The following is a 21,121-nucleotide window of genomic DNA, read 5'->3' on the forward strand; positions in this document are numbered from 1 at the left end:
CGGCCAAAGAAAAAGGGCGGCCGGATCGCTCCGGCCGCCCCGTTTCCCGATCACCGAGGACGATTAGTCCTTGGCTGCGTTCTTGAGCGCGGCGCCCAGGATGTCGCCCAGCGAGGCGCCCGAGTCCGACGACCCGAACTGCTCGATGGCTTCCTGTTCGTCCTTCATCTCGAGGGCCTTGATCGAGACGGAGACGCGGCGCGTGGCCTTGTCGACGCCGGTGATCATGGCGTCGACGCGGTCGCCCACGGCGAAGCGCTCGGTGCGCTGCTCGTTGCGGTCGCGCGAGAGGTCCGACTTGCGGACGAAGGCCGTGACCGGCGCGTCGTCTTCACCGAACTTGACCTCGATGCCGCCGGTCTCGATCGCCGTCACGGTGACGGTGATCTGCTGGCCGCGCTTGTAGACGTCGCCTTCCATCGGGTCGCCGCCGAGCTGCTTGACGCCCAGGGAGACGCGCTCCTTGTCGATGTCGACGTCCAGGACCTTGGCCTTGATCGTCTCGCCCTTGCGGTAACGCTGGATGGCTTCTTCGCCCGACACGTTCCAGTCCAGGTCCGACAGGTGGACCATGCCGTCGATGTCGTTGTCCAGGCCGACGAACAGGCCGAACTCGGTGGCGTTCTTGACTTCGCCCTCGACGGTCGAACCGACCGGGTGAGCCTCCAGGAAGGCCTCCCACGGGTTGTTCTGGGCTTGCTTCAGGCCCAGCGAGATACGACGCTTGGCGCTGTCGACGTCCAGGACGACCACGTCCACTTCCTGCGAGGTGGAGACGATCTTGCCCGGGTGGACGTTCTTCTTGGTCCAGGACATTTCCGACACGTGGACGAGGCCTTCAACGCCCGGCTCCAGCTCCACGAAGGCGCCGTAGTCGGTGATGTTGGTGACGCGGCCGGTGTACTTGGCGTTGACCGGGTATTTGGCTTCGACGCCGTCCCACGGATCCGACTGCAGCTGCTTCATGCCGAGCGAGATGCGCTGGGTGTCCGGGTTGATCTTGACGATCTGGACCTTGACGGTGTCGCCGACGGCCAGGACCTGCGACGGGTGCGACACGCGCTTCCACGACATGTCCGTGACGTGCAGCAGGCCGTCGATGCCGCCCAGGTCGACGAACGCGCCGTAGTCGGTGATGTTCTTGACGACGCCTTCGCGGACTTCGCCCTCTTGCAGCTGGCCGACCAGCTCGGTGCGCTGTTCAGCGCGGGCTTCTTCCAGGATGGCGCGACGCGAGACGACGATGTTGCCGCGCGGACGGTCCATCTTCAGGATGGCGAAGGGCTGTTCCTTGCCCATCAGCGGGCCGACGTCGCGGACCGGACGGATGTCGACTTGCGAGCCGGGCAGGAAGGCCGAGGCGCCGCCCAGGTCGACCGTGAAGCCGCCCTTGACGCGGCCGACGATGGCGCCGTTGACCGGCTGGCCTTCGGCGAACACGGCTTCCAGACGGGTCCAGGCCTCTTCGCGGCGAGCCTTGTCGCGGCTGATGACCGCTTCACCCAGGGCGTTTTCGACGCGCTCCAGATAGACTTCGACGTTGTCGCCGACCTTGGGCAGGACAGCGCCGTCGCCCTGGCCGAACTCGCGCATGGCGATGCGGCCTTCGGTCTTCAGACCGACGTCGATGATGACGATGTCTTTTTCAATGCCGACGACGCGGCCGTGGACGACCTGGCCTTCGCCAAGGTCGCGGCCTTGCAGTTGTTCGTCGAGGAGCGCGGCGAAATCGTCGCGAGTGGGGTTGAGGGTTTCGGTCATGGAAACTCTTGAGGTTGATGAAAGCGAAACGCGCACGGCCGGATGGTCGCGCGCGAAGGGGGTGAGAAAGGGGAAGTCAGGTCGTCACGAGGCGAGGCGACACGCGCTGGAAAAGCGCGACGACAGAAAGCCAGAACGCCCGCGGCCGTCGAGGAGATCGGAGCGTTGGATTCGCCCGGCAGGATCAGATCCCGGCCCTGGCTCGCGCCGCCTCGACGATACGGCGGGCCGCATCGAAGGCGGCCTCTATACCTAGATCGGTCGTGTCCAGCAAGACGGCGTTGTCCGCCTGGACCATCGGGGCGTCGTCGCGGCCCGCGTCGCGGGCGTCGCGGCGGCGGATATCGTCCAGCATGTCGTCGAAGGCGATGACCTCGCCGCGCGCGGTCAGCTGCTTCCAGCGGCGCTCGGCCCGCACCTCGGGGCTGGCGGTGATATAGAGCTTGGCCGGAGCGCCCGGCGCGATCACCGTGCCGATGTCGCGCCCGTCCAGCACCGCGCCGCCCGCCTGCGCCGCGAAGTCCTGCTGCAGCTTCAGCAGGGCCGCGCGCACGCCCGGATGGCTGGCCACGCGGCTGGCCGCCTCGCCCGCGCCGCGATCGGTCAGGCGGGGGTTGTCGCTCAGGCTGGCCAGATCCAGCGCCCGCGCCGCCCTGGCCGCCGCCTCGGCGTCGCCGAGATCACCGCCCACATCCAGCACCGCCAGGCCCACGGCGCGATACAGCAGGCCGGTGTCCAGATACGGCAGGCCGTAGTGGGCGGCCAGACGCGCGGCGATGGTGCCCTTGCCCGAGGCGGCGGGGCCGTCGACGGCGATGACGAGGTTCATGCCGCGTCTCCTTGGGCAATGGCGCCGCCCAGCCCGTTCATCATCTCGACAAAGCCGGGGAAGCTGGTGGCGATCATCTCGGGGTCGCGGACCGAGACAGGCTGTTCAGCGGCCAGACCCAGCACAAGGTGGCTCATGGCGATGCGGTGGTCGTGAGCGGTGTCGACGGTCGCGCCGCCCTTCACAGCCCCTCCGGTGACGATGAAGCCCTCAGGCTCTTCTGCCACCTGCACCCCGCAGGCCGACAGACCCGCCGCCATCAGGGCGATGCGGTCGCTTTCCTTGACGCGCATCTCGCCGATGCCGCGCATGACGGTCGCGCCTTCCGCGAAGGCGGCGGTCACCGCCAGGATCGGGTATTCGTCGATCATGGAGGCGGCGCGGTCCTCGGGGACCACAACGCCCTTCAGCGCCGAGTGGCGGGCGGTGATGTCGCCGACCTCTTCACCCCCGGCCGTGCGGCGGTTGGCGATGGTCAGGTCCGCGCCCATGTCGATCCAGGTCTGGAACAGGCCGATGCGCAGCGGGTTCAGCATCACCGCCTCGACCGTCACCTCCGACCCCGGCGTGATCAGGGCCGCCGCCAGCGGAAAGGCGGCCGAGGACGGGTCGCCCGGCACGGCGACGTGCGTTCCCTCGAGCTTCTGGCCGCCCGGCAGGCGGATGCGCCAGCCCTCGCCCTCCTCGGTCACCTCGATCTCGGCGCCGAAGGCGCGCAGCATCCGTTCGGTGTGGTCGCGGCTCTTCTCCGGCTCGACCACGACGGTCTCGCCCGCCGCGTTCAGCCCGGCCAGCAGGATGGCCGACTTCACCTGCGCCGAGGCGACGCTCTGGACGAAGGTCACGCCCTTCAGCCCGCCGCCGTGCAGGGTCAGCGGCGCCCGGTCCTCGGCCGCGTTCCAGTCGAAGCGCGCGCCCATGTCGGCCAGCGGCCCGGTGACGCGCTTCATCGGCCGTTTGCGTAAGGAGGCGTCGCCGTCGAACGTCGCGGTCAGCTCATAGCCCGCGACCGCCCCCATCAGCAGGCGCACGCCCGTGCCGGCGTTGCCGCAGTCGATAATGCTGTCCGGCGAGCGCAGCGGCCCGCGCCCCTCGACCCGCCAGCGCCCCGGGCCAAGGCGCTCGACCGACGCGCCGAACGCCTGCATGGCGCGGCCGGTGGCCAGGATGTCGTCGCCCTCCAGGAGCCCCTCGATCTCGGTCACGCCCTCGGCCATGCCGCCGAAGATCAGGGCGCGGTGCGACATCGACTTGTCGCCGGGCGCGCGGACCACGCCCTTGAGCCCTGAATTGACGCCTGAAACGGGGGACGCGGTGAAGGTCTGGGGAGTGCTCACCCTGATGCAGGCTCCGGTTGTCAGGAGGGCCGCGAAACGCGCGGAAAAGAAGGCTTTTGACAGCGGCCCCCGCCAGTGGCAAGGGAGCCGCCCTATTTCCGATTTTTCCCCTTAAACCCGCCGAAGGTCTAATCACGTGGCCAATCCCGAACTGGGCCAAAAGCAGGTCTGCCCGAACTGCCAGGCCAAATTCTACGATCTGAACCGTCGCCCGGCCCGTTGCCCCAAGTGCGACACCGAGTTCGACCCGATGGAAGAAGCCGTCCGCAGCCGTCGCGCGCGCCGCGGCGCAGGCTTCGCCGCTGACGAAGAGGAGGCCGAAGATCAGGTCGCCGACAAGTCCGCCGACGCCGAAGAGGATGAAGAGGACGTCGAAGGCTCCACGCCCGAGATCGACCAGGAAGGCCACGAGCCGATCCTGACGCCGGACGACGACGACGGCGAACCCGGCGCCGACGACGCCGGCATGGGCACGGCCGACGGCGACGACGACGACGACGTTCTTGACGATGACGACGACGATTCCGTGCCCTTCATCGAAGACGAAGACGAAGACGACCTCGAAGAAGAGCTGACCAAGCCGTCGCGCGACGACGACTAAGCGGCAAAGGTCGGAAAAATAAGCGGAAAAAAATGTGTCAGACCCGCTTGATCTTCAAAACGGCCTGACCTAGTTTCCGCGCCTCGCCGGGGGGCGACATTGTCACTCCCCGGCGGGACCGACCGAAAGGTTCGGGGCTTTAGCTCAGTTGGTAGAGCGCTTGCATGGCATGCAAGAGGTCAGCGGTTCGACTCCGCTAAGCTCCACCATCGAAGGCCTCGCGGAACGCCCGCGGGGCCTTCGTCCTTTCCAGACTTTCCGTCTGGGACGGTCGATCACATAACCCAGCCGATACGGCACGGGGCTTTAGCTCAGTTGGTAGAGCGCTTGCATGGCATGCAAGAGGTCAGCGGTTCGACTCCGCTAAGCTCCACCATCGAAGGCCTCGCGGAGCCCCCCGCGAGGCCTTCGTCCTTTCCGGCCCCCCTTTTCGGACATTCAGGCCGGCATGGCCCGTTCCAGCACCGCCCGCTGGTCCACCTCGACCTCATAGGCCCCATAGGCCATGCCGCGCGGGCGCAGGCGAAGGGCGATGAAGGCCTCGGCCGAGGGACTGTCCATTTCCAGCAGGGCCGCCGCCTGGGCCGCCAGCGCCAGCCGCTCGACCGCCAGCCGCGCCCCGGCCTCGTGCGCGGTCACGTCCAGCCCGGCGATGAAGCGGTCGTAGTCGGCGGACTTGCCCGCCTGCGACGCCAGCCAGTCGCGCAGGGCCTGGACGGCCTCCGGCTCGCGCCCCGCCGCGCGCAAGACATCCAGGGCGATGACGTTGCCCGAGCCTTCCCAGATGGCGTTCAGCGGCGACTGGCGGAACAGGCGCGGCATCGGCCCCGTCTCGACGTATCCGGCGCCGCCCAGCGCCTCCATCGCCTCATAGACCAGGTTCGGCGCCCGCTTGCAGACCCAGTATTTGGCCACCGGCGTCAGCAGGCGGCCCACGGCGTCGTCGGTATCGAAAGTCGCCGCCAGCCGCATCGACAGGGCCGTCGCCGCCTCGCTTTCGACCGCCAGGTCGGTCAGGACGGCGGCCATCATCGGCTGGTCGATCAGCCGCTTCTGGAAGGCGGTGCGGTGGGCGGCGTGCCACACCGCCTGCGCCAGCGCCCCGCGCATCTGCAGCGCCGAGCCGACCACGCAGTCCAGCCGCGTGTGCTGGACCATGCGGATGATGGTGGCGACGCCGCGCCCCTCTTCGCCGAGCCGCTGAGCCAGCGCGCCGTGATACTCCACCTCGGACGAGGCGTTGGAGCGGTCGCCCATCTTGTCCTTCAGCCGCATGACGCGGAACCCCGCATTGCGCGTCCCGTCCGGCAGCCAGCGCGGCAGGACGAAGCAGGTCAGCCCGCCCGGCGCATAGGCCAGCGTCAGAAAGGCGTCGCACATCGGCGCCGAACAGAACCATTTGTGCCCGGTCAGCGCATACCAGCCGTCCTCGCCGACCGGCCCAGCTCGAGTCATATCGGCCCGGGTGGTGTTGGCGCGCACGTCCGAGCCGCCCTGCTTCTCGGTCATGGCCATGCCGATCGTCACGCCCGCCTTCTCGCCCGCCGGGCGCACGGCCGGGTCGTAACGGCCTGACAGCACGCCTTTGATCCACGGCTCGCCCACGGCCGGATCGGCCTGAAGCGCCGCGACCGAGGCGTAGGTCATGGTCATGGGACAGCTGGTCCCCGAGTCCGCCTGACCGGTCAGGAACAGGATGGCCGCGTGCAGCAGATGGCCGTTCGGCGTCCCGTCCCAGGCGCTGGCGGCCACCCCCGCGCCCAGTCCCAGATCCATCAGCTGGTGATAGGCGGGGTGAAACGTCACCTCGTCGATGCGGCGGCCGTAGCAGTCGTGGGTATCCAGCACCGGCGGCGCGCGGTTAGCCTGCACGCCCCAGTCGATCACCTCGGCCGAGCCGCAGCGGCGGCCCAGGTCGCTCAGCCGCTCGACGTGCCCGGCCCCGCCCCAATGGCGCACGGCGTCGTGCAGGGCCCGGTCGCCGCTGAACACGTCGACGTCCTCCAGCGGCGGGGGCTGGTTGGTCACCTCATGGGTGTCGAGCCGCTCGACGGGACGCAAGGGGGACATGGCCGGCCTTCGTATTCAGCGAGACGGGGAGGATGGCACGGGCGGGCCACGGCGGCGACCCTCTCCCGATGGGAGAGGGCTTGAGCGCACGAGAGCGCAGCGATCGTTCTTGCGCGAAAGGGTGAGGGTTCGCGGGTGATGCAGTCGCGCCACGGCTTGCGCCGACTGACGGGACAAGCCCCTCACCCCTTCGCCTTAGCCAATCGGCTTTGGCTCTTGGAGGCTCAAACCCTCTCCCGCCGGGAGAGGGTTGGCTAAGGTCGCCCCCACGTGCGCCACGCCACGGCCGCGGGCGATCTGCATCTGCCTATGCCGTTCGGCGTAGCCTTCGCGCTGAGCCGCGTCGCGGCTCTCCCAGCAGCGGTCGCAGGCCACGCCCTCGACATAGCGCGGCGAGAGCCGCCCCTCGGGGCTGACCGGCATGCGGCAGGCGCGGCACAGGCTGTGCTCGCCCTCGACCAATCCGTGCCCCACGGCCACCCGCTCGTCGAAGACGAAGCATTCGCCGCGCCACAGGCTTTCCGGCTCCGGCACCGTCTCCAGATATTTGAGGATGCCGCCCTCCAGATGGTGCACGTCGCGCACCCCCTCGGCCTTCAGGAAGGCGGTGGCCTTTTCGCAGCGGATGCCGCCGGTGCAGTACATGGCGACCTTGGGCGGCGTCGGTCGGTCGAGCAGGGCGCGGCCCTCGGTGCGGAACCAGTCGGCGAACTCGCGGAAGGTGCGGGTGTTGGGCTGGACCGCGCCCTCGAAGGCCCCGATCTCGCCTTCGTAGTCGTTGCGCGTGTCGATGACGACGGTGTCGGGGTCGGCGATCAGGGCGTTCCAGTCCTGGGGCGAGACATAGGTCCCGACGCCCTCGACCGGGTCGATGTCAGGCTGGCCCATGGTGACGATCTCGGCCTTCACCCGCACCTTCATGCGGTGGAAGGGCATGGCCGAGGCGGTCGAATACTTCAGCTCCAGCCGGTCGAAACCCGGCAGGGCGCGCACGCCGTCGATGACGCGGGCGATGGCGGCCTGCGGCCCCGCAATGGTGCCGTTGATGCCCTCATGCGCCACCAGCAGGGTGCCGCGCACCTGGCTCCCGCACAGGTCGAGCAGGTGCAGGCGCAGGGCCGCCGGGTCGGCGACGGGCGCGAAACGATACAAGGCCGCCACGGTGAAGGGGGCCGAAGGCGACGGAGAGGGAACGGCTGGGTCGGTCACGGCCTTCCTATAGCGTCCCGTCGCGGCCCCCGCGACGCCAATAATCCGGAACCCCAAGTGACCGCTTACCGGCTTGCTTCCCCCGCCGAAGCCGTGTGGATTGACCCCATGGTCGTCGTTGGTTCTCGCCTGCTCCCTATCGCCCATGCCCCGGTCGCCGATGCCCCGGTCGCCGATGCGAGGAGCCGTCAGGCATGAGTTCAACCGCCGACGCATCCTCCTCCGCCCCCCCCTCTGGCCCCGCGCCCCTCCCGCCCGGCCGACCCTCGGCGCTGGCGCCGCTGCGGCACCCGATCTTCCGGGCGGTGTGGATCACCAGCCTGGTCACCAATTTCGGCGGGCTGATCCAGTCGGTCGGCGCCGCATGGATGATGACCTCCATCGCCTCGGCCCAGATGGTCGCCCTGGTGCAGGCCTCGGTCACCCTGCCGATCATGCTGCTGTCGCTGGCGGCCGGGGCGCTGGCCGACACGGTGGACCGGCGCAAGATCATGCTGGCGGCCCAGACCTTCATGCTGCTGGTCTCGGCGGGGCTGGCGGCGATGACTTGGATAGGCTGGATCACGCCCTGGGTGCTGCTGACCTTCACCTTCCTGATCGGCTGCGGCGTCGCCTTCAACGGCCCGGCGTGGCAGGCGTCGGTCGGCGACATGGTCCCGCGCGAGGACCTGGCCGGGGCCGTGACCATCAACTCCATGGGCTTCAACATGGCCCGCAGCGTCGGCCCGGCGCTGGGCGGCCTGATCGTGGCCGCGGCCGGGGCGGCGGCCGCCTTCGCCGTCAACGCCGTCAGCTATCTGGGCCTGCTGTTCGTGCTGTTCCGCTGGAAGCCCGAGCGGCCCAAGCAGACCCTGCCGCGCGAAGGCCTGCTGGCGGCCATGGCGGGCGGGGTGCGCTACGCCTTCCTGTCCCCGCGCGTGACGGCGGTGCTGCTGCGCGCCGTGGTGTTCGGCGTGGGCGCCAGCGCGGTCCAGGCCCTGATGCCCGTGGTCGCGCGCGAGAACGGCGGCGGTCCGCTGGCCTTCGGCCTGCTGCTGGGTTCGTTCGGCGTGGGCGCGGTCGGCGGCGCCCTGTTCGTCGGCCGGCTGCGCGCCAAATACGAGACGGAGACCATCGTCCGCGTCGCCGCCCTGGTGTTTGCGGCGGCTGCGGTCGGCCTGGGCTACATCCCCTGGCTGGCGGTCACCCTGCCGGCGCTGATGCTGGCCGGGGCGGGCTGGGTGCTGGTGCTGTCCAGCTTCAACGTCACGGTGCAGATGTCGGTGCCGCGCTGGGTCGTGGCGCGAGCGCTGTCGCTCTACCAGATGGCGGCCTTCGGCGGCATGGCCGGCGGCAGCTGGCTGTGGGGGGCGCTGGCTCAGGCCTATGGCGTCGATATCGCCCTGGCGGTCTCGGCCGGGGTGCTGGTGCTCTGCGTGCTGATCGGCCTGAGGGTGCCGCTGCCCTCGACCGCCAACCTGAACATGGACCTGCTGCGCCGCTGGACCGAGCCGCAGACCACCCTGGCGATAGAGCCCCGCAGCGGGCCGATCATCGTCTCCATCGCCTATCGCATCCGCGAGCAGGATATCGACGCCTTCCTGGCGCTGATGGACGAGCGGCGCCGCATCCGCCGCCGCGACGGCGCGCGCCAATGGCGGGTGATGCGCGACCTGGCCGAGCCTGAGATCTGGGTCGAGAAGTATCAGACGCCGACCTGGCTGGACTACATCCGTCACAACCAGCGCATCACCCACGCCGACGCCGCGATCAACGAGGGCATCCGCGCCCTGCACCAGGGACCGGACAAGCCCGTCGTGCACCGCATGATCGAGCGCACCACCGTCCCCCTGGCCGCCAATCTGCACGGCGACCGCCACTATGGAGAGCCCCTGACGGACCCGACCCGATCCTCCTGACGCCGACCCGACGCGCCTGCTCAATATGCTGAGCAAATAATCGACCGTGATTGGCCGAACACAGGCAGTCCTTATCAAGCCTGTCGATATTGCGGCGCACACAAACTGCGGCTTGCGCGAAGGGCGCAAAATCTGGTCTAGGGAGCCACGCGTCTGGTTCGCGCAAGGTCAAGACCCATGAAGATCGCAATCCTCGGCGCCGGCGTGATCGGCGTGACGACCGCCCACTACCTGGCCCGCCAGGGCCATGAGGTCACCGTCATCGACCGCCAGAGCGGTCCGGCGCTGGAGACCAGTTTCGCCAACGCCGGCGAGATCTCGCCCGGCTATTCCTCGCCCTGGGCCGCGCCCGGCATTCCCGCCAAGGCGGTGAAGTGGCTGTTCATGCGCCACGCGCCGCTGATCCTGCACCCCCAGATCAACGCCCCGACCGTGGCCTGGCTGCTGTCGCTGCTGCGCAACTGCACCTCGGCCCGCTATGCGCTGAACAAGGCCCGCATGGTGCGTCTGGCCGACTACAGCCAAGTGGTGCAGACGGCGCTGAACGAGGAACTGGGCCTTCAGTACGACCACCGCACCCAGGGCACGCTGCAGCTGTTCCGCACGCAAAAGCAGCTGGACGGCATCTACAAGGACACCGAGGTCCTGCGCGAAGGCGGCGTGCCGTTCGAGGTGCTGGACCAGGACGGCTGCATCGCCGCCGAGCCGGGCCTGAAGGCGACGCGCGACCTGTTCGTCGGCGGCCTGCGCCTGCCGCGCGACGAGACGGGCGACTGCTTCAAATTCACCGTCGCCCTGGCCGACCACGCCGCCGCGACGCAGGGCGTGACCTTCCAGTACGGCACGACCATCCAGGGCCTGATCGCCGAGGGCGGCCGCGTCACTGGGGTCAAGACCGACAAGGGGCTGGTCACGGCCGACGCCTATGTGCTGGCGCTGGGCTCCTATTCGCCGATGCTGGTCAAGCCGCTGGGCATGACCCTGCCGGTCTATCCGGTGAAGGGCTATTCGATCACCGCCCCGATCATCAATGAGCCCGCCGCCCCCGTCTCGACCATCATGGACGAGAGCTACAAGGTGGCCATCACCCGCCTGGGCGATCGCATCCGCGTCGGCGGCATGGCCGAGATCGCCGGCTTCTCGGACGCTCTTCCCGAGCGCCGCCGCAATACGCTGGAACACTCGGTCGGCTCGCTCTTCCCCGGCGCGGGCGACCTGAAGGCGGCCAGCTACTGGTCGGGCCTGCGCCCCATGACGCCGGACGGCACCCCGGTCATCGGCAAGACCAAGATCGACAATCTGTTCCTGAACACCGGCCACGGCACCCTGGGCTGGACCATGGCGTGCGGCTCGGCCCGCGTCATCGCCGACCTGATCAGCGGCCAGACCCCGGATATCGAGACGGCCGACCTGGGCATCGCGCGATACGGCCGCTGATTCATTCTGAGGCGATAACACGCACAAATCCTTCTCCCCTTGTGGGAGAAGGTGGGCGCCGCAAGGCGCTCGGATGAGGGGTGCTAGCGCCTCATTATCCGAACAAGGCGTCGGCCTCAGTCAACAATGGCCAGGCTTCTCGTCGACACCCCTCATCCGTCTCGCTCCGCGAGCCACCTTCTCCCACAAGGGGAGAAGGGCCTAGCTTCTTGCCTTCGCCGCCACGGCCTTCAGGCCGTTCAGCAACTGCTGCGTCGCCGCATTGCGCTCGCAACCGGCGTTGAGGATCAGCCGCAGCGCCTGGACGTGCACCTGCACCGGCGGCCAGTCCCAGGCGTCCGCCGACGTCATGCGATCGGCTGTATCGGCCAGGCTGTAGCCCGCGTCGAACAGCGGCCCGGTGTCGAAGAAGCCCGCCAGGTCCACCACGCGCGAGGCCAGGCGATAGACTTCGGCGCCGGACGCCTGCGGCCGCGCTGCGCACAGGCTTTCCAGCCCCGCAACGGCGGCTTCGATCTCGGCCATGACCTCAGTCTTGTGGCGGCCCAGTCGTTCGTCAGCGCGGCGCTGAACATCGCTTAGGGTCCGGCCGCCCGGCTGGGCCATCTGCTGCGCCAGAGAGGTCTTGATCCGGGTGATCACAGGCTCGGTCACAGCGACACCCTCTGCGGTTTCAGCAGCATGTCGATATCGGCCTGATCCATATTCTCCTCGACGGCGTGGCCGACGTGGGCCGAAAGGTCGCCCTTGCGGCGCCCGGTCATGCCCACGGGCGGGCCGAAATTACGGACGCGCCGATCGGGACCGACATAGGTGGCGCACTCGACGAATTCGCGCTCATCGCCCGCCAGCCACAGGATGCGTTTCAACAGCACGGCCGGCGTCAGAGGCTTGGTGATGACGAAGCTGACGCCGCAGTCGCGGCCTTCCTGCACCTTGGACTGGGAGGCGTGGCCGGTGACCAGGATGACCGGCGTATAGCGCATCGGCGCAGGCGTCTCGCGCCGCAGCCAGCGGGTGAAGGCGTAGCCGTCCATCTCCGGGTCGCCGCAGTCGATGACGATCAGATCGACCGGACGCTGTTGCAGGAGCTTCACCGCCTCGACGGCCGAGGGGCGTTTGATCTGCTCCTTGACGCCGAAGCCCTGAAAGATCGAGCCGAGCATGTCCAGCGCCTGCGGCGTGTCGTCGACCAGCAGCACCGTCGACTGCTCCAGATTGATGCGGTCGTCGGCCATCGCTCAGAACAGTTGCAGCACGCCCGGCGCCGAGGCGCCGGACGCCGCGTCCGGATCGTCAGCGGGCGCCGCCGAGGGGCGGGCGCGGTGGGCCGTTTCCTGCATGCGCTCGGCCATCTCGGCCAGAGGCAGAGCCGCCAGGGCGGTGTCCATCGGCTGCTCCTCGGCCACGGCCTGCGCCAGTCCAGCCAGGGCCTCGATGCGCTGAGACAGAACGTCGAAGCTCTGGCTGCGCGTCAGATAGCCCAGCCGCGTCTCGGCCGGCAGCTGGCGCAGCACCTCGGACACCAGCCCGCCCGCCGCCTCGATCTCGGCGCGGATGTCCGACAGCTCCGCCGCCATGGCGGCCAGCAGGTCGCGATTGTCTGTTTCAGCCATCAGAACAGCTCCAGATCCCCGGCAGCGACAGGCGTCGGCGGCGGCGTCGCGGGCGGCAGGCTGGCGCCGTCCGTCACCACGCGCTGACGCGCCCGACCGCTGACCGGCCAATAGTGAATACGGCGCCCGCCGGCGCCCCTCAGACTGCGGCTGACGACGGGAATGCCCTCGTCCGCCAGGAATTTCTCGGCGAAGTCGGCGTTGGCCGACCCGATGTCGGTCAGGGCGTCGAACATGCGGCCGCCGCCGAACAGCTTGGCCTCCAGCCGGTCGCGGCGACCGCCCGCCTTCAGGACATCGTTGATCAGGACTTCCATCAGATAGGCCCCGTAGCGGCGGCTGGCCCCGCTCTCGGCCCCGGCGCCTTCGGGCAGCAGAAAGTGGTTCATCCCCCCGACCCCCGCCTGCGGGTCGCGCAGGCACAGGGCTACGCAGCTGCCCAGAACCGTCGTCAGCACGACGTTGGGATCGGACGACACATAGTGATCGCCCTGCCCCACGTGCACGCGCCGTTCGACCGGCTCCTGGACCGCCGCGCCGGTCACGTCAGCGGGCCGAAGACCGCTTCCAGCTTCTCTTTCAGCTGGGCGGTGGTGAAGGGCTTCACCAGATAGTTGTTCACCCCGAACTGGACGGCGCGCTGGACCAGCTCGCGGTCGGCCCGGCCGGTCAGCATGATGAAGGCCGTCTTGGAGAGCGGCGGATGCGCCCGGATGGCGCGCAGCAGGCTCAGCCCGTCCAGATTTGGCATGTTGAAGTCCGAGATCACCAGATGGACCGGCTGCACCAGCAGGGAGCGCAGGGCCGCCTCGCCGTCGGGCGCTTCCTCGATGTCGCGCACGCCGATCTGCTGCAGACTGGCGCGGACAAGCGAGCGCATCGTCAGCTGATCATCGACGACGAGGGTGCGGATGGCGGAGGCGGCGGGCATGAACGTCCTTACGCGACAGACTGGGGCGCGGCCGTGCGGGCGGCGCAGGATTCGAGGATGGCGGAGGCCATGCGGGACAGGGGCAGCTGGCGCTCGACGGCGCCCAGTTCGAAGGCCGCGCGCGGCATGCCATAGACGACGCAGGACGCCTCGTCCTGGCCCAGGGTGCGGGCGCCGGCCTGGCGCATGGCCAGCAGGCCCTTGGCCCCGTCCTTGCCCATGCCGGTCAGGATGACGCCCGTCATCGGGCGGCCCAGCTGGGCGACCGAACCGAACAACACGTCGACCGAGGGGCGGTGGCCGTTGACCGGATCGGCGGCGATCAGGCGGCAGCGTCCGCCCGAGGCGACCAGGTGGGCGTCCCCGCCCGGCGCGATGTAGACATGGCCCGGCTTCAGCGGCGCCCCATCCTCGGCCTCGCTGACCGCAGCGGCCGAGGCCTTGTTCAGGCGGGCGGCGAAGCTCTTGGTGAAGCTGGCGGGCATGTGCTGGGTCACCAGCGTCGGCGGGCAGTCGGCGGGGAAGGCCGACAGGATGGTCAGCAGGGCCTCGACCCCGCCGGTGGACGAACCGATGGCCAGCACATGGTTGGGGTCGGCGTGATAGGCGCCCTCATGGCCCTGAACCGCGCGGGTCTCCAGCGGACGGACGCGCGAGCGGGCGGCGACCTTCACCTTTTCCGCCAGATCGCCAAAGGCTTCCTGAACCGGCACGCCCGGCGCGGGCTTGGCCACGGCGTCCACCGCCCCGACCTCCAGAGCGGCCAGGGTCACGTCGGTCCCCGCCTGGGTCAGGGTCGAGACCATGACCACGGGCATGGGCCGCAGCCGCATGATCTTCTCCAGGAACTCCAGCCCGTTCATATTGGGCATCTCGACGTCCAGGGTGATGATGTCGGGGTTCAGCTCCTTGATCTTCGTGCGCGCCTCCAGCGGATCGGCGGCCGTGCCGACCACATTGATCTCAGGATCGCGGCGCAGGACGGCGCTGATCAGGCTGCGCATGGTGGCGCTGTCGTCCACCACCAGGACCGAGACCGCGCTCACGCCCCCGCTCCCTTGACGTAGGTGGTCAGGCCGGCGGGTTGCAGCTGTTGCGCCGCCGGACCCGTCACCCGCTCGGAATGGCCGATGTAAAGGACGCCGCCGGGGTTCAGGATCGGGGTGAACCGGCCCCAGACGCGCTCCTGGGTCGCGTCGTCGAAATAGATGACCACGTTGCGGCAGAAGATGACGTCGAAGCGGCCGCGCATCGGCCAGTCGCCGATCAGGTTCAGTTCCTTGAACGTCACCAGACGCCGCAGGGCCGCATCGGCGCTGAAGCGGCCGGGCGCGCCCGCCACCGGCTCGAAATGCCGGCGCGACGCGGCCGGGACCGGGGCCAACAGGTCGTCGGAATAGACGCCCGCCGCGCCCTCGGCGACCATGTTGGGGTCGATGTCGGTGGCCAGGATGCGCACGTCCAGCTCGGCCGCCTCGGGCAGGACATCCAGCACCGTCATCGCCATCGAATAGGGCTCCTGGCCGTTCGAGCAGGCGGCGGACCACAGGCGCACGCGCCCGCCCGCCCGCGCCTTGGCGGCCAGGTCCGGCATCACCTTGTCGCGCAGGTGATCGAAGTGGTGCGGCTCGCGATAGAAGCGGGTGACGTTGGTGGTCAGGGCCGCCATCATCGCCTGGCGCTCGTCCACGCCCTGCGCCCCGTCGATCAGGGCGCAGTAGTCGCGGAAGCTGCGCAGGCCCAGCAGGCGCAGGCGTTTGGCCAGGCGCGAATAGACCAGCGCCGCCTTGCCTTCGCTGAGGGCGATGCCGGCGTGCGCGTGCAGGGTTTGGGCGATGTGGCGGAAATCCTCGGCCGTGAAGACGAACTCGCCTTCGACCAGAGCCCCCCGCCCGGCGACGGTCGTCATGCCGCTTCGGCCTCGCTTTCCGGCAGGACGTGATCCAGGTCGATCAGGCTGATCATGCGGCCGCCCTCGACGGCGAAGATGCCCTTGACGAAGGACTTCACATGATCGCTGGCCACGTCCGGGGTCGGCTGGATGGCCGCGTCCGACAGTTGCACGATGTCCGACACCGCATCGACCAGCAGGCCCACCAGACGCGAGCCCACATGGGCCACCATGATGACGTGACGCTCGGTCGGCTCGCCGGTCTGCAGGCCGAAGCGCGCGCCCAGGTCGATGATCGGCAGCACCACCCCGCGCAGGTTGATGACGCCCTTCATATAGGCGGGCGAGCGCGGCAGGGGCGTGGCCGGGGTCCAGCCGCGGATCTCGCGCACGCTCATGATGTCGACGCAGAATTCCTGTTCGCCGATGCGGAAGGCGATCAGTTCACGATCGGTCCCGGCGACGTTGGGGGTGAGAATGTGGTCAATGTGGGTCATGGTTCAGCTCGCCATTTGCAGGTCGGAACGCGACGGGGTTCGGGAACGCTTGGCGGTCACTAGGGCGTCGATATCGAGGATCAGGGCCACGCGGCCATCGCCCAGTATGGTGGCGGCGGCCACGCCCTCGACGTGGCGGTAGTTGGATTCCAGGCTCTTGATGACGACCTGGCGCTGGCCGTGGATGGCGTCGACCAGCAGGGCGGCGCGCTGGCCGCTCTCGGTCTCGACGATCATCACCACCCCGCCCTTAAGGGCCGCCGGGTCGTCGCGGAAGCTCATGGCCAAGCCGACGTCCACCAGCGGCACGAAGGCCTCGCGGAAGCGCAGCACCGGATCAACGCCGCCGACGTAATGGATGTCGGCCTCGTTCGGCGTCAGGCTCTCGACGATGGCGGCCAGGGGCGCGACCAGGGTCTGTTCGGCCGCGCCGACCACCATGCCGTCCAGCACGGCCAGGGTCAGCGGCAGGCTGAGGGTGAAGGTCGAGCCCTTGCCCGGCACGGAGCTGATCGAAATGCGCCCGCCCAGCGACTGGATCGAGCGGCGCACCACGTCCATGCCGACGCCCCGGCCCGACAGGTCCGACACCTCGGTCGCGGTCGAGAAGCCGGGCAGGAAGATCAGATTGTCGATCTCGTCGTCCGACAGGATAGCGTCCTCGGCGATCAGGCCGCGCTCGACGGCGATGCCCCTGACGCGCGGGCGGTTGATGCCCTTGCCGTCGTCGGAGATCTCGATAACGATCCGGCCCGAGCGGTGCAGGGCCGCCAGACGCACCGTCCCCTCGGCCGGCTTGCCCGCCGCCAGACGCTCGTCCGGCCCTTCCAGCCCGTGGTCGATGGCGTTGCGCAGCATATGGGTGATCGGGTCGGACAGGCGTTCGATCACGGTCTTGTCGACCTCGGTGTCCTCGCCGGACGTGACCAGCTTCACCTTCTTGCCGGTGGCCTCGGCCGCCTCGCGCACCAGGCGAGGCATCCGCTGGAACACCGACTTCACCGGCTGGGCGCGGATGGCCATGACGCTGTCCTGAATCTCGCGCGTCAGCAGTTCCAGGTCTTCGAGGCCCAGGCCGATATCGGACGAACGGGCCAGACCGCTCTCGGTGACGCGCTGGGCCAACATGGCCTGCTGGATGACCAGTTCCCCGACCGCATTGATCAGGCGATCGACCCGCTCCAGATCGACGCGGATGGTCACGGGCGCGGCGGCGGCGGGCGTCGCTTGCACAGGCGCCGGAGCGGCCGGCGCAGGCTTGGCGACGACCGGCGGCGGCGCGACAGGTTCAGGCGCGGCGATCACAGGCGGGGCGATCACAGGCGGGGCGACGACAGCGGCAGGCGCCTCCGCCGGCGCGGCGCCGACCGAGGCCAGCAGGGCGGCGATATCCAGTTCCGACGACGCGGCGCGGGCCAGGGCCGAGGCGTCACTTTGCGCCTCAGCCGCCGCAGGCGCAGCCTCGGCGGGGCCGTCGCCGGACAGCGGCGTGATGCTCAGGTCGCAGTCCATCTCCACGAAGTCGAAGACCTCGCGCACCTCGGCCTCGCTGGCGTCGCCGTCCAGTTCGATGGTCCAGATCAAATGGCTGTCGGTCGGCTCCAGCGCGTCCAGCAGCGGCACGCCGCTGTCGTCCAGCTGCACCCGCGTCGGACCCAAACGGGCCAGTTCGCGCAGCAGCAGCCCGGTCTCATTGGCGCTGGCGTACAGGCGCGGATGAGGGCGCAAGACGATCTTCCAGCCGCCCGCCGCGGCCGGGGCCGACAGGTCAGGCAGAGGCGCCGGATCAGGCAGGGGCGCCAAGGCCGCCAGATCCGGCAAGGGCGGCAGATCGGCCAGATCCGGCAGGCCCGCCGGCGCTTCGAACGCGCCCAGATCCATGGCCACCGGCGTGAAGCCGAAGTCATCCTCTTCCGGCTCGACGGCCGCGGCCGGGGCGGCGCCGCCATAGGTCAGGGCCTCAAGCTCGGCGACCAGTCCGGCCGAACGCGCCGGGTCGACGGGCGCGCCCGCGCCGCGCGCAGCGGCGACGTGGTCGGCCAGCACGTCGGCGGCGCGCAGCAGGGTCTTCACGGTCGCATCGTCGCACGGTTTGCGCCCCGAGCGCAGCTCGTCCATCAGCGTCTCGAAGACGTGGGCGAAGCGGACCAGGTCCTCCAGCCCAAAGGCCCCCGCCCCGCCCTTCACCGAGTGAACGGCGCGGAAGACGGCGTTGATGACCTCGATGTCCGTCGAACCGGACTCCAGCGTCAGCAGATTGCCTTCCAGATCGGCGAGCAGCTCCTCGCACTCCTGAAAGAAGGTCGCCTTGATCGCCTCGAACGGATCGTCGCTCATCGCCCCGCGCCCCTTTTTTTCTTACGCCGCCACGCGACGCACGGCGTCGACCAGACGCACGGGATCGAACGGCTTGACGATCCAGCCGGTGGCCCCAGCCTCGCGGGCGCGCTGCTTCTTGGCGGCGTCGCTTTCGGTCGTCAGGACCAGCACGGGCACGGCGCTGAAGGCCGGGTCCGCCCGCATCCCCTCGATGAAGCCGAAGCCGTCCATGCGCGGCATGTTGATGTCGGTGATGACGATGTCGGGGCTCTCGGCCTGAAGCACCTCCAGCCCGTGGACGCCGTCCTCGGCCTGGACCACGCGATAACCCGCGTCCTTGAGCGCCAGCATCAGCATGTCGCGCATGGTGCGTGAATCGTCGACGGTCAGAACGGTCTTGGTCATTGCAGGGCGTCCTGTGTGGAAAGGTCGGAGAGCGAAGCGCCGAAGGCGCTCCATTGGGTCGTCATGGCCTCGGAGGCATTGACGAAGGTCAAAGCCTGGCCGTCGGCGCGCCAGGTGCGGATCGCCGACAACAGCAGCTGAAGGCACAGCCCGCCCAGCCGCTCGACGGCCGAACCGTCCAGCGTCAGGGCCTGACCGCGCGCCGCCAGCAGTTCGCCCTTCAGCGGCTCGGCCGCGCGCAGGTCCAGAACCGGGGCCAGAACGACCACAGCCGCCATCAGAACTCCTCCCAGCCGTCTTCGATGATTTCAGCCTTCAGGGCCGCGCCGCCGCGTCCCATCGTCTTCAGGGCGGCGACCGTCTCGGCCACCGGCTGGGGCGTGCGGGCCGGCGCAGCGTCCGCCGCGACCGGCGCCGGCTTCGCCTTGAACGGCGGCTTGCCTTGCGACGGAGAGGCCGAAACGCGCGCCGGGGCCGCGACCCCGTTGGCGCCCTGAGCGACCTTGAAACGCGCCACCGAGGCGGCCAGGACGTCGGCTTCCTGAGCCAGGGAATGGCTGGCGGCGGTCGATTCCTCGACCATCGCGGCGTTCTGCTGGGTCACCTGATCCATCTGGTTCACGGCGGTATTGACCTGTTGCAGGCCCGTCGCCTGCTCCTGGGCCGAGGCCGAGATTTCCGACATCAGCCCGTCGATCTCGGCGACCTCGGCGACGATGCGGCCCAGGGCCTGGCCGGTCTGGCCGACCAGAGCCACCCCCTGCTCGACCTGACGGCCCGAGGCGGTGATCAGGGTCTTGATCTCCTTGGCCGCGTCGGCCGAGCGCTGGGCCAGCGCCCGCACCTCCGAAGCCACGACGGCGAAGCCGCGCCCGGCGTCGCCCGCACGCGCCGCCTCGACGCCCGCGTTCAGGGCCAGCAGGTTGGTCTGGAAGGCGATTTCGTCGATCACGCCGATGATGGCGCCGATCTGGTTGGAGGACTGTTCGATGGCGGTCATGGCGGCGACGGCGTCGCTGACGACTGCGCCCGACGCCTCGGCCTCATTGCGCGCCGTCTGGACGACGCGGGACGCCTGACGGGCGCCGTCGGCGGTCCGGTTCACCGTGGCGGTGATTTCATCCAGAGCCGCTGCGGTCTCTTCCAGGCTGGCGGCCTGCTGTTCGGTGCGACGCGACAGGTCATCCGACGCCTGGCTGATCTCGCCCGAGCCCGAGCGGATCGCGGCCACGTTGTCGACCACCACGGCCACCGCCTGCTCCAGCTGCGAAATGGCCGCGTTGAAGTCAGCCTTCAGCTGTTCCGCCTTCGGCGCGAAGGGAACGTCGATCCGGTAGGTCAGATCGCCTGCAGCCATCGCATTCAGGCCCTCAGCCAGGGCGGTGATGGCGACGCGGTCCTCTTCGGCCGCCCTGGCCTTTTCGGCTTCGACGCGGGCGCGCTCCTCCTCGACCGCGCGACGCTGGGCCGCGGTCTCGGCTTCGAGAGCGTCCTTGGCGATGGCGGCGTCCTTGAAGGTCTGGACGGCGGCGGCCATCTGGCCGACCTCGTCCTTGCGGCCGGCGGCCGGCACCGGAACGGAGGTGTCGCCCGACGCCAGGCGGCGCATGGCCGTCGTCATCGCCGTCAGAGGCTTGGCCAGGACATTGGTCAGCATCACCGCCATGCCGCCCGCCAGCGCCAGCGCCAGCAGCAGGCCGCCGATCAGCACCATGCGGGCCGTCTTGGCGGCCGCCACCTGCTTCTCGCCATAGAGGCGGCTTTCCTGAACCTTCTTCTCGATCAGGCCGTCCAGCGCGCTTTCCGCCGGATCGATGAATTTGTCGGCCTGACCGTCGCGACCGACCATGGCGATGGCCTGCATCCAGCCCGCCTGATCGGCGACCATGACCCGGCCGCGCTGAACCACCTGCTTGTTCCACTCATCCGCCGCCGTGCGGGCCGCGCGCGCCTGCGCTGCGCTGGAGCGGTCCAGCTGGACCAGCCGGTCCAGGCTCTGGTTGAAGCTCTTGCGATGCTCTTCGACACGCTGAAGATAATAGGGGTCGCGCGACACCAGGAAGCCGCGATAGCTGGCCTCCTGACGCGCCAGATAGAATTGCGCCGCCTCGGCCTCGCGCTGGACCACGCCCGCGCGCGAACGATCCGTCCGCGCCGCATCAAGCGCATTGATCTGCAAAAACACCGTCAGCCCCATGGCGACGATGGCCAGGATCACGACCGCAAAGGCCGCCATCAGTTTCTTTTCGATCTTCAGGTCGCTCAACATGGCGTCCATCTAACTCTTCCCCCGTGAAGATTCTCTTGAGAGCCGAAACCG

Annotated in this window: 20 protein-coding genes and 2 tRNA genes; 5 read left to right on the plus strand and 17 right to left on the minus strand. The window is 69.2% G+C overall.

Annotation, left to right across the window (positions count from 1 at the left end; genetic code table 11):
* Positions 1 to 63: 63 nt before the first annotated feature.
* From rpsA to aroA, 3 genes are all read right to left on the minus strand, one after another.
* Complete coding sequence (gene rpsA, locus PIB44_RS13225; RefSeq protein WP_025977935.1) at positions 64 to 1,761, minus strand: 30S ribosomal protein S1; 1,698 nt, start codon at positions 1,759 to 1,761, stop codon at positions 64 to 66.
* Between the two features lie 184 nt (positions 1,762 to 1,945).
* A complete protein-coding gene (gene cmk / locus PIB44_RS13230) occupies positions 1,946 to 2,590 on the minus strand; it encodes a (d)CMP kinase (protein WP_278069718.1) in 645 nt (214 codons plus the stop codon).
* Positions 2,587 to 3,837 carry a 3-phosphoshikimate 1-carboxyvinyltransferase gene (gene aroA / locus PIB44_RS13235; RefSeq protein ID WP_278071001.1) on the minus strand — a complete coding sequence of 417 codons (1,251 nt, stop codon included), beginning with the start codon at positions 3,835 to 3,837 and terminating at the stop codon, positions 2,587 to 2,589. Before aroA ends, cmk begins: the two co-directional genes overlap by 4 nt.
* Before the next feature lie 226 nt (positions 3,838 to 4,063).
* Between aroA and PIB44_RS13240 the strand changes: the two genes are divergently transcribed.
* The 3 genes from PIB44_RS13240 (at position 4,064) to PIB44_RS13250 (ending at position 4,904) form a co-directional block, all read left to right on the plus strand.
* Positions 4,064 to 4,528, plus strand: coding sequence for a TIGR02300 family protein (locus tag PIB44_RS13240; protein WP_025977938.1), 465 nt, complete (start codon positions 4,064 to 4,066; stop codon positions 4,526 to 4,528).
* Positions 4,529 to 4,661: 133 nt separating this feature from the next.
* Positions 4,662 to 4,737, plus strand: a tRNA-Ala gene (locus tag PIB44_RS13245).
* A gap of 91 nt (positions 4,738 to 4,828) precedes the next feature.
* Positions 4,829 to 4,904 (plus strand) — tRNA-Ala (locus PIB44_RS13250).
* A 62-nt stretch (positions 4,905 to 4,966) separates the two neighbouring features.
* Here the strand turns inward: PIB44_RS13250 and PIB44_RS13255 are convergent.
* The gene (locus PIB44_RS13255) at positions 4,967 to 6,598 is read right to left on the minus strand and encodes an acyl-CoA dehydrogenase family protein (RefSeq protein WP_278069719.1); all 1,632 of its coding nucleotides are present in this window, start codon (positions 6,596 to 6,598) and stop codon (positions 4,967 to 4,969) included.
* A gap of 195 nt (positions 6,599 to 6,793) precedes the next feature.
* On the minus strand, positions 6,794 to 7,807 hold the full coding sequence (gene trhO / locus PIB44_RS13260) for an oxygen-dependent tRNA uridine(34) hydroxylase TrhO (RefSeq protein ID WP_278069720.1): 1,014 nt from the start codon (positions 7,805 to 7,807) through the stop codon (positions 6,794 to 6,796).
* A gap of 194 nt (positions 7,808 to 8,001) precedes the next feature.
* On the opposite strand from trhO, the gene PIB44_RS13265 reads away from it, so the two are divergent.
* Both PIB44_RS13265 and PIB44_RS13270 read left to right on the plus strand, forming a co-directional pair.
* Positions 8,002 to 9,705 (plus strand): MFS transporter, encoded by a 1,704-nt coding sequence (locus PIB44_RS13265; protein ID WP_278069721.1) that lies wholly within the window; start codon positions 8,002 to 8,004, stop codon positions 9,703 to 9,705.
* Between the two features lie 177 nt (positions 9,706 to 9,882).
* Positions 9,883 to 11,142 (plus strand): D-amino acid dehydrogenase, encoded by a 1,260-nt coding sequence (locus tag PIB44_RS13270; RefSeq protein ID WP_025977942.1) that lies wholly within the window; start codon positions 9,883 to 9,885, stop codon positions 11,140 to 11,142.
* 201 nt (positions 11,143 to 11,343) lie between these two features.
* Here the strand turns inward: PIB44_RS13270 and PIB44_RS13275 are convergent, their stop codons facing one another.
* Genes PIB44_RS13275 through PIB44_RS13330 form a run of 12 tightly spaced genes read right to left on the minus strand, consistent with a single transcriptional unit; the run spans position 11,344 to position 21,079 of the window.
* On the minus strand, positions 11,344 to 11,796 hold the full coding sequence (locus PIB44_RS13275) for a chemotaxis protein CheE (RefSeq protein WP_278069722.1): 453 nt from the start codon (positions 11,794 to 11,796) through the stop codon (positions 11,344 to 11,346).
* On the minus strand, positions 11,793 to 12,380 hold the full coding sequence (locus tag PIB44_RS13280; protein ID WP_025977944.1) for a response regulator: 588 nt from the start codon (positions 12,378 to 12,380) through the stop codon (positions 11,793 to 11,795). Before PIB44_RS13280 ends, PIB44_RS13275 begins: the two co-directional genes overlap by 4 nt.
* A gap of 3 nt (positions 12,381 to 12,383) precedes the next feature.
* On the minus strand, positions 12,384 to 12,758 hold the full coding sequence (locus PIB44_RS13285; RefSeq protein WP_134581566.1) for a DUF8776 family protein: 375 nt from the start codon (positions 12,756 to 12,758) through the stop codon (positions 12,384 to 12,386).
* Positions 12,758 to 13,303, minus strand: a complete 546-nt coding sequence (locus tag PIB44_RS13290; protein WP_278069723.1) for a chemotaxis protein CheD — start codon at positions 13,301 to 13,303, stop codon at positions 12,758 to 12,760. Before PIB44_RS13290 ends, PIB44_RS13285 begins: the two co-directional genes overlap by 1 nt.
* On the minus strand, positions 13,300 to 13,689 hold the full coding sequence (locus PIB44_RS13295) for a response regulator (RefSeq protein ID WP_025977947.1): 390 nt from the start codon (positions 13,687 to 13,689) through the stop codon (positions 13,300 to 13,302). The genes PIB44_RS13290 and PIB44_RS13295 overlap by 4 nt, the downstream gene beginning before the upstream one ends.
* Positions 13,690 to 13,697: 8 nt before the next feature.
* Positions 13,698 to 14,735, minus strand: a complete 1,038-nt coding sequence (locus PIB44_RS13300; RefSeq protein WP_278069724.1) for a protein-glutamate methylesterase/protein-glutamine glutaminase — start codon at positions 14,733 to 14,735, stop codon at positions 13,698 to 13,700.
* A complete protein-coding gene (locus PIB44_RS13305; RefSeq protein ID WP_134581569.1) occupies positions 14,732 to 15,598 on the minus strand; it encodes a CheR family methyltransferase in 867 nt (288 codons plus the stop codon). The genes PIB44_RS13300 and PIB44_RS13305 overlap by 4 nt, the downstream gene beginning before the upstream one ends.
* Positions 15,595 to 16,077 carry a chemotaxis protein CheW gene (locus PIB44_RS13310; RefSeq protein ID WP_134581570.1) on the minus strand — a complete coding sequence of 161 codons (483 nt, stop codon included), beginning with the start codon at positions 16,075 to 16,077 and terminating at the stop codon, positions 15,595 to 15,597. Before PIB44_RS13310 ends, PIB44_RS13305 begins: the two co-directional genes overlap by 4 nt.
* 3 nt (positions 16,078 to 16,080) lie before the next feature.
* Positions 16,081 to 18,414, minus strand: coding sequence for a chemotaxis protein CheA (locus PIB44_RS13315; protein ID WP_278069725.1), 2,334 nt, complete (start codon positions 18,412 to 18,414; stop codon positions 16,081 to 16,083).
* 21 nt (positions 18,415 to 18,435) lie between these two features.
* Positions 18,436 to 18,801, minus strand: coding sequence for a response regulator (locus PIB44_RS13320; RefSeq protein WP_003169188.1), 366 nt, complete (start codon positions 18,799 to 18,801; stop codon positions 18,436 to 18,438).
* A complete protein-coding gene (locus tag PIB44_RS13325) occupies positions 18,798 to 19,079 on the minus strand; it encodes an STAS domain-containing protein (RefSeq protein ID WP_025977951.1) in 282 nt (93 codons plus the stop codon). Before PIB44_RS13325 ends, PIB44_RS13320 begins: the two co-directional genes overlap by 4 nt.
* Positions 19,079 to 21,079, minus strand: coding sequence for a methyl-accepting chemotaxis protein (locus tag PIB44_RS13330; RefSeq protein ID WP_278069726.1), 2,001 nt, complete (start codon positions 21,077 to 21,079; stop codon positions 19,079 to 19,081). The genes PIB44_RS13325 and PIB44_RS13330 overlap by 1 nt, the downstream gene beginning before the upstream one ends.
* Between the last annotated feature and the right edge of the window lie 42 nt (positions 21,080 to 21,121).

This window comes from Brevundimonas sanguinis (genome assembly GCF_029636725.1).
Classification (GTDB): domain Bacteria; phylum Pseudomonadota; class Alphaproteobacteria; order Caulobacterales; family Caulobacteraceae; genus Brevundimonas; species Brevundimonas sanguinis.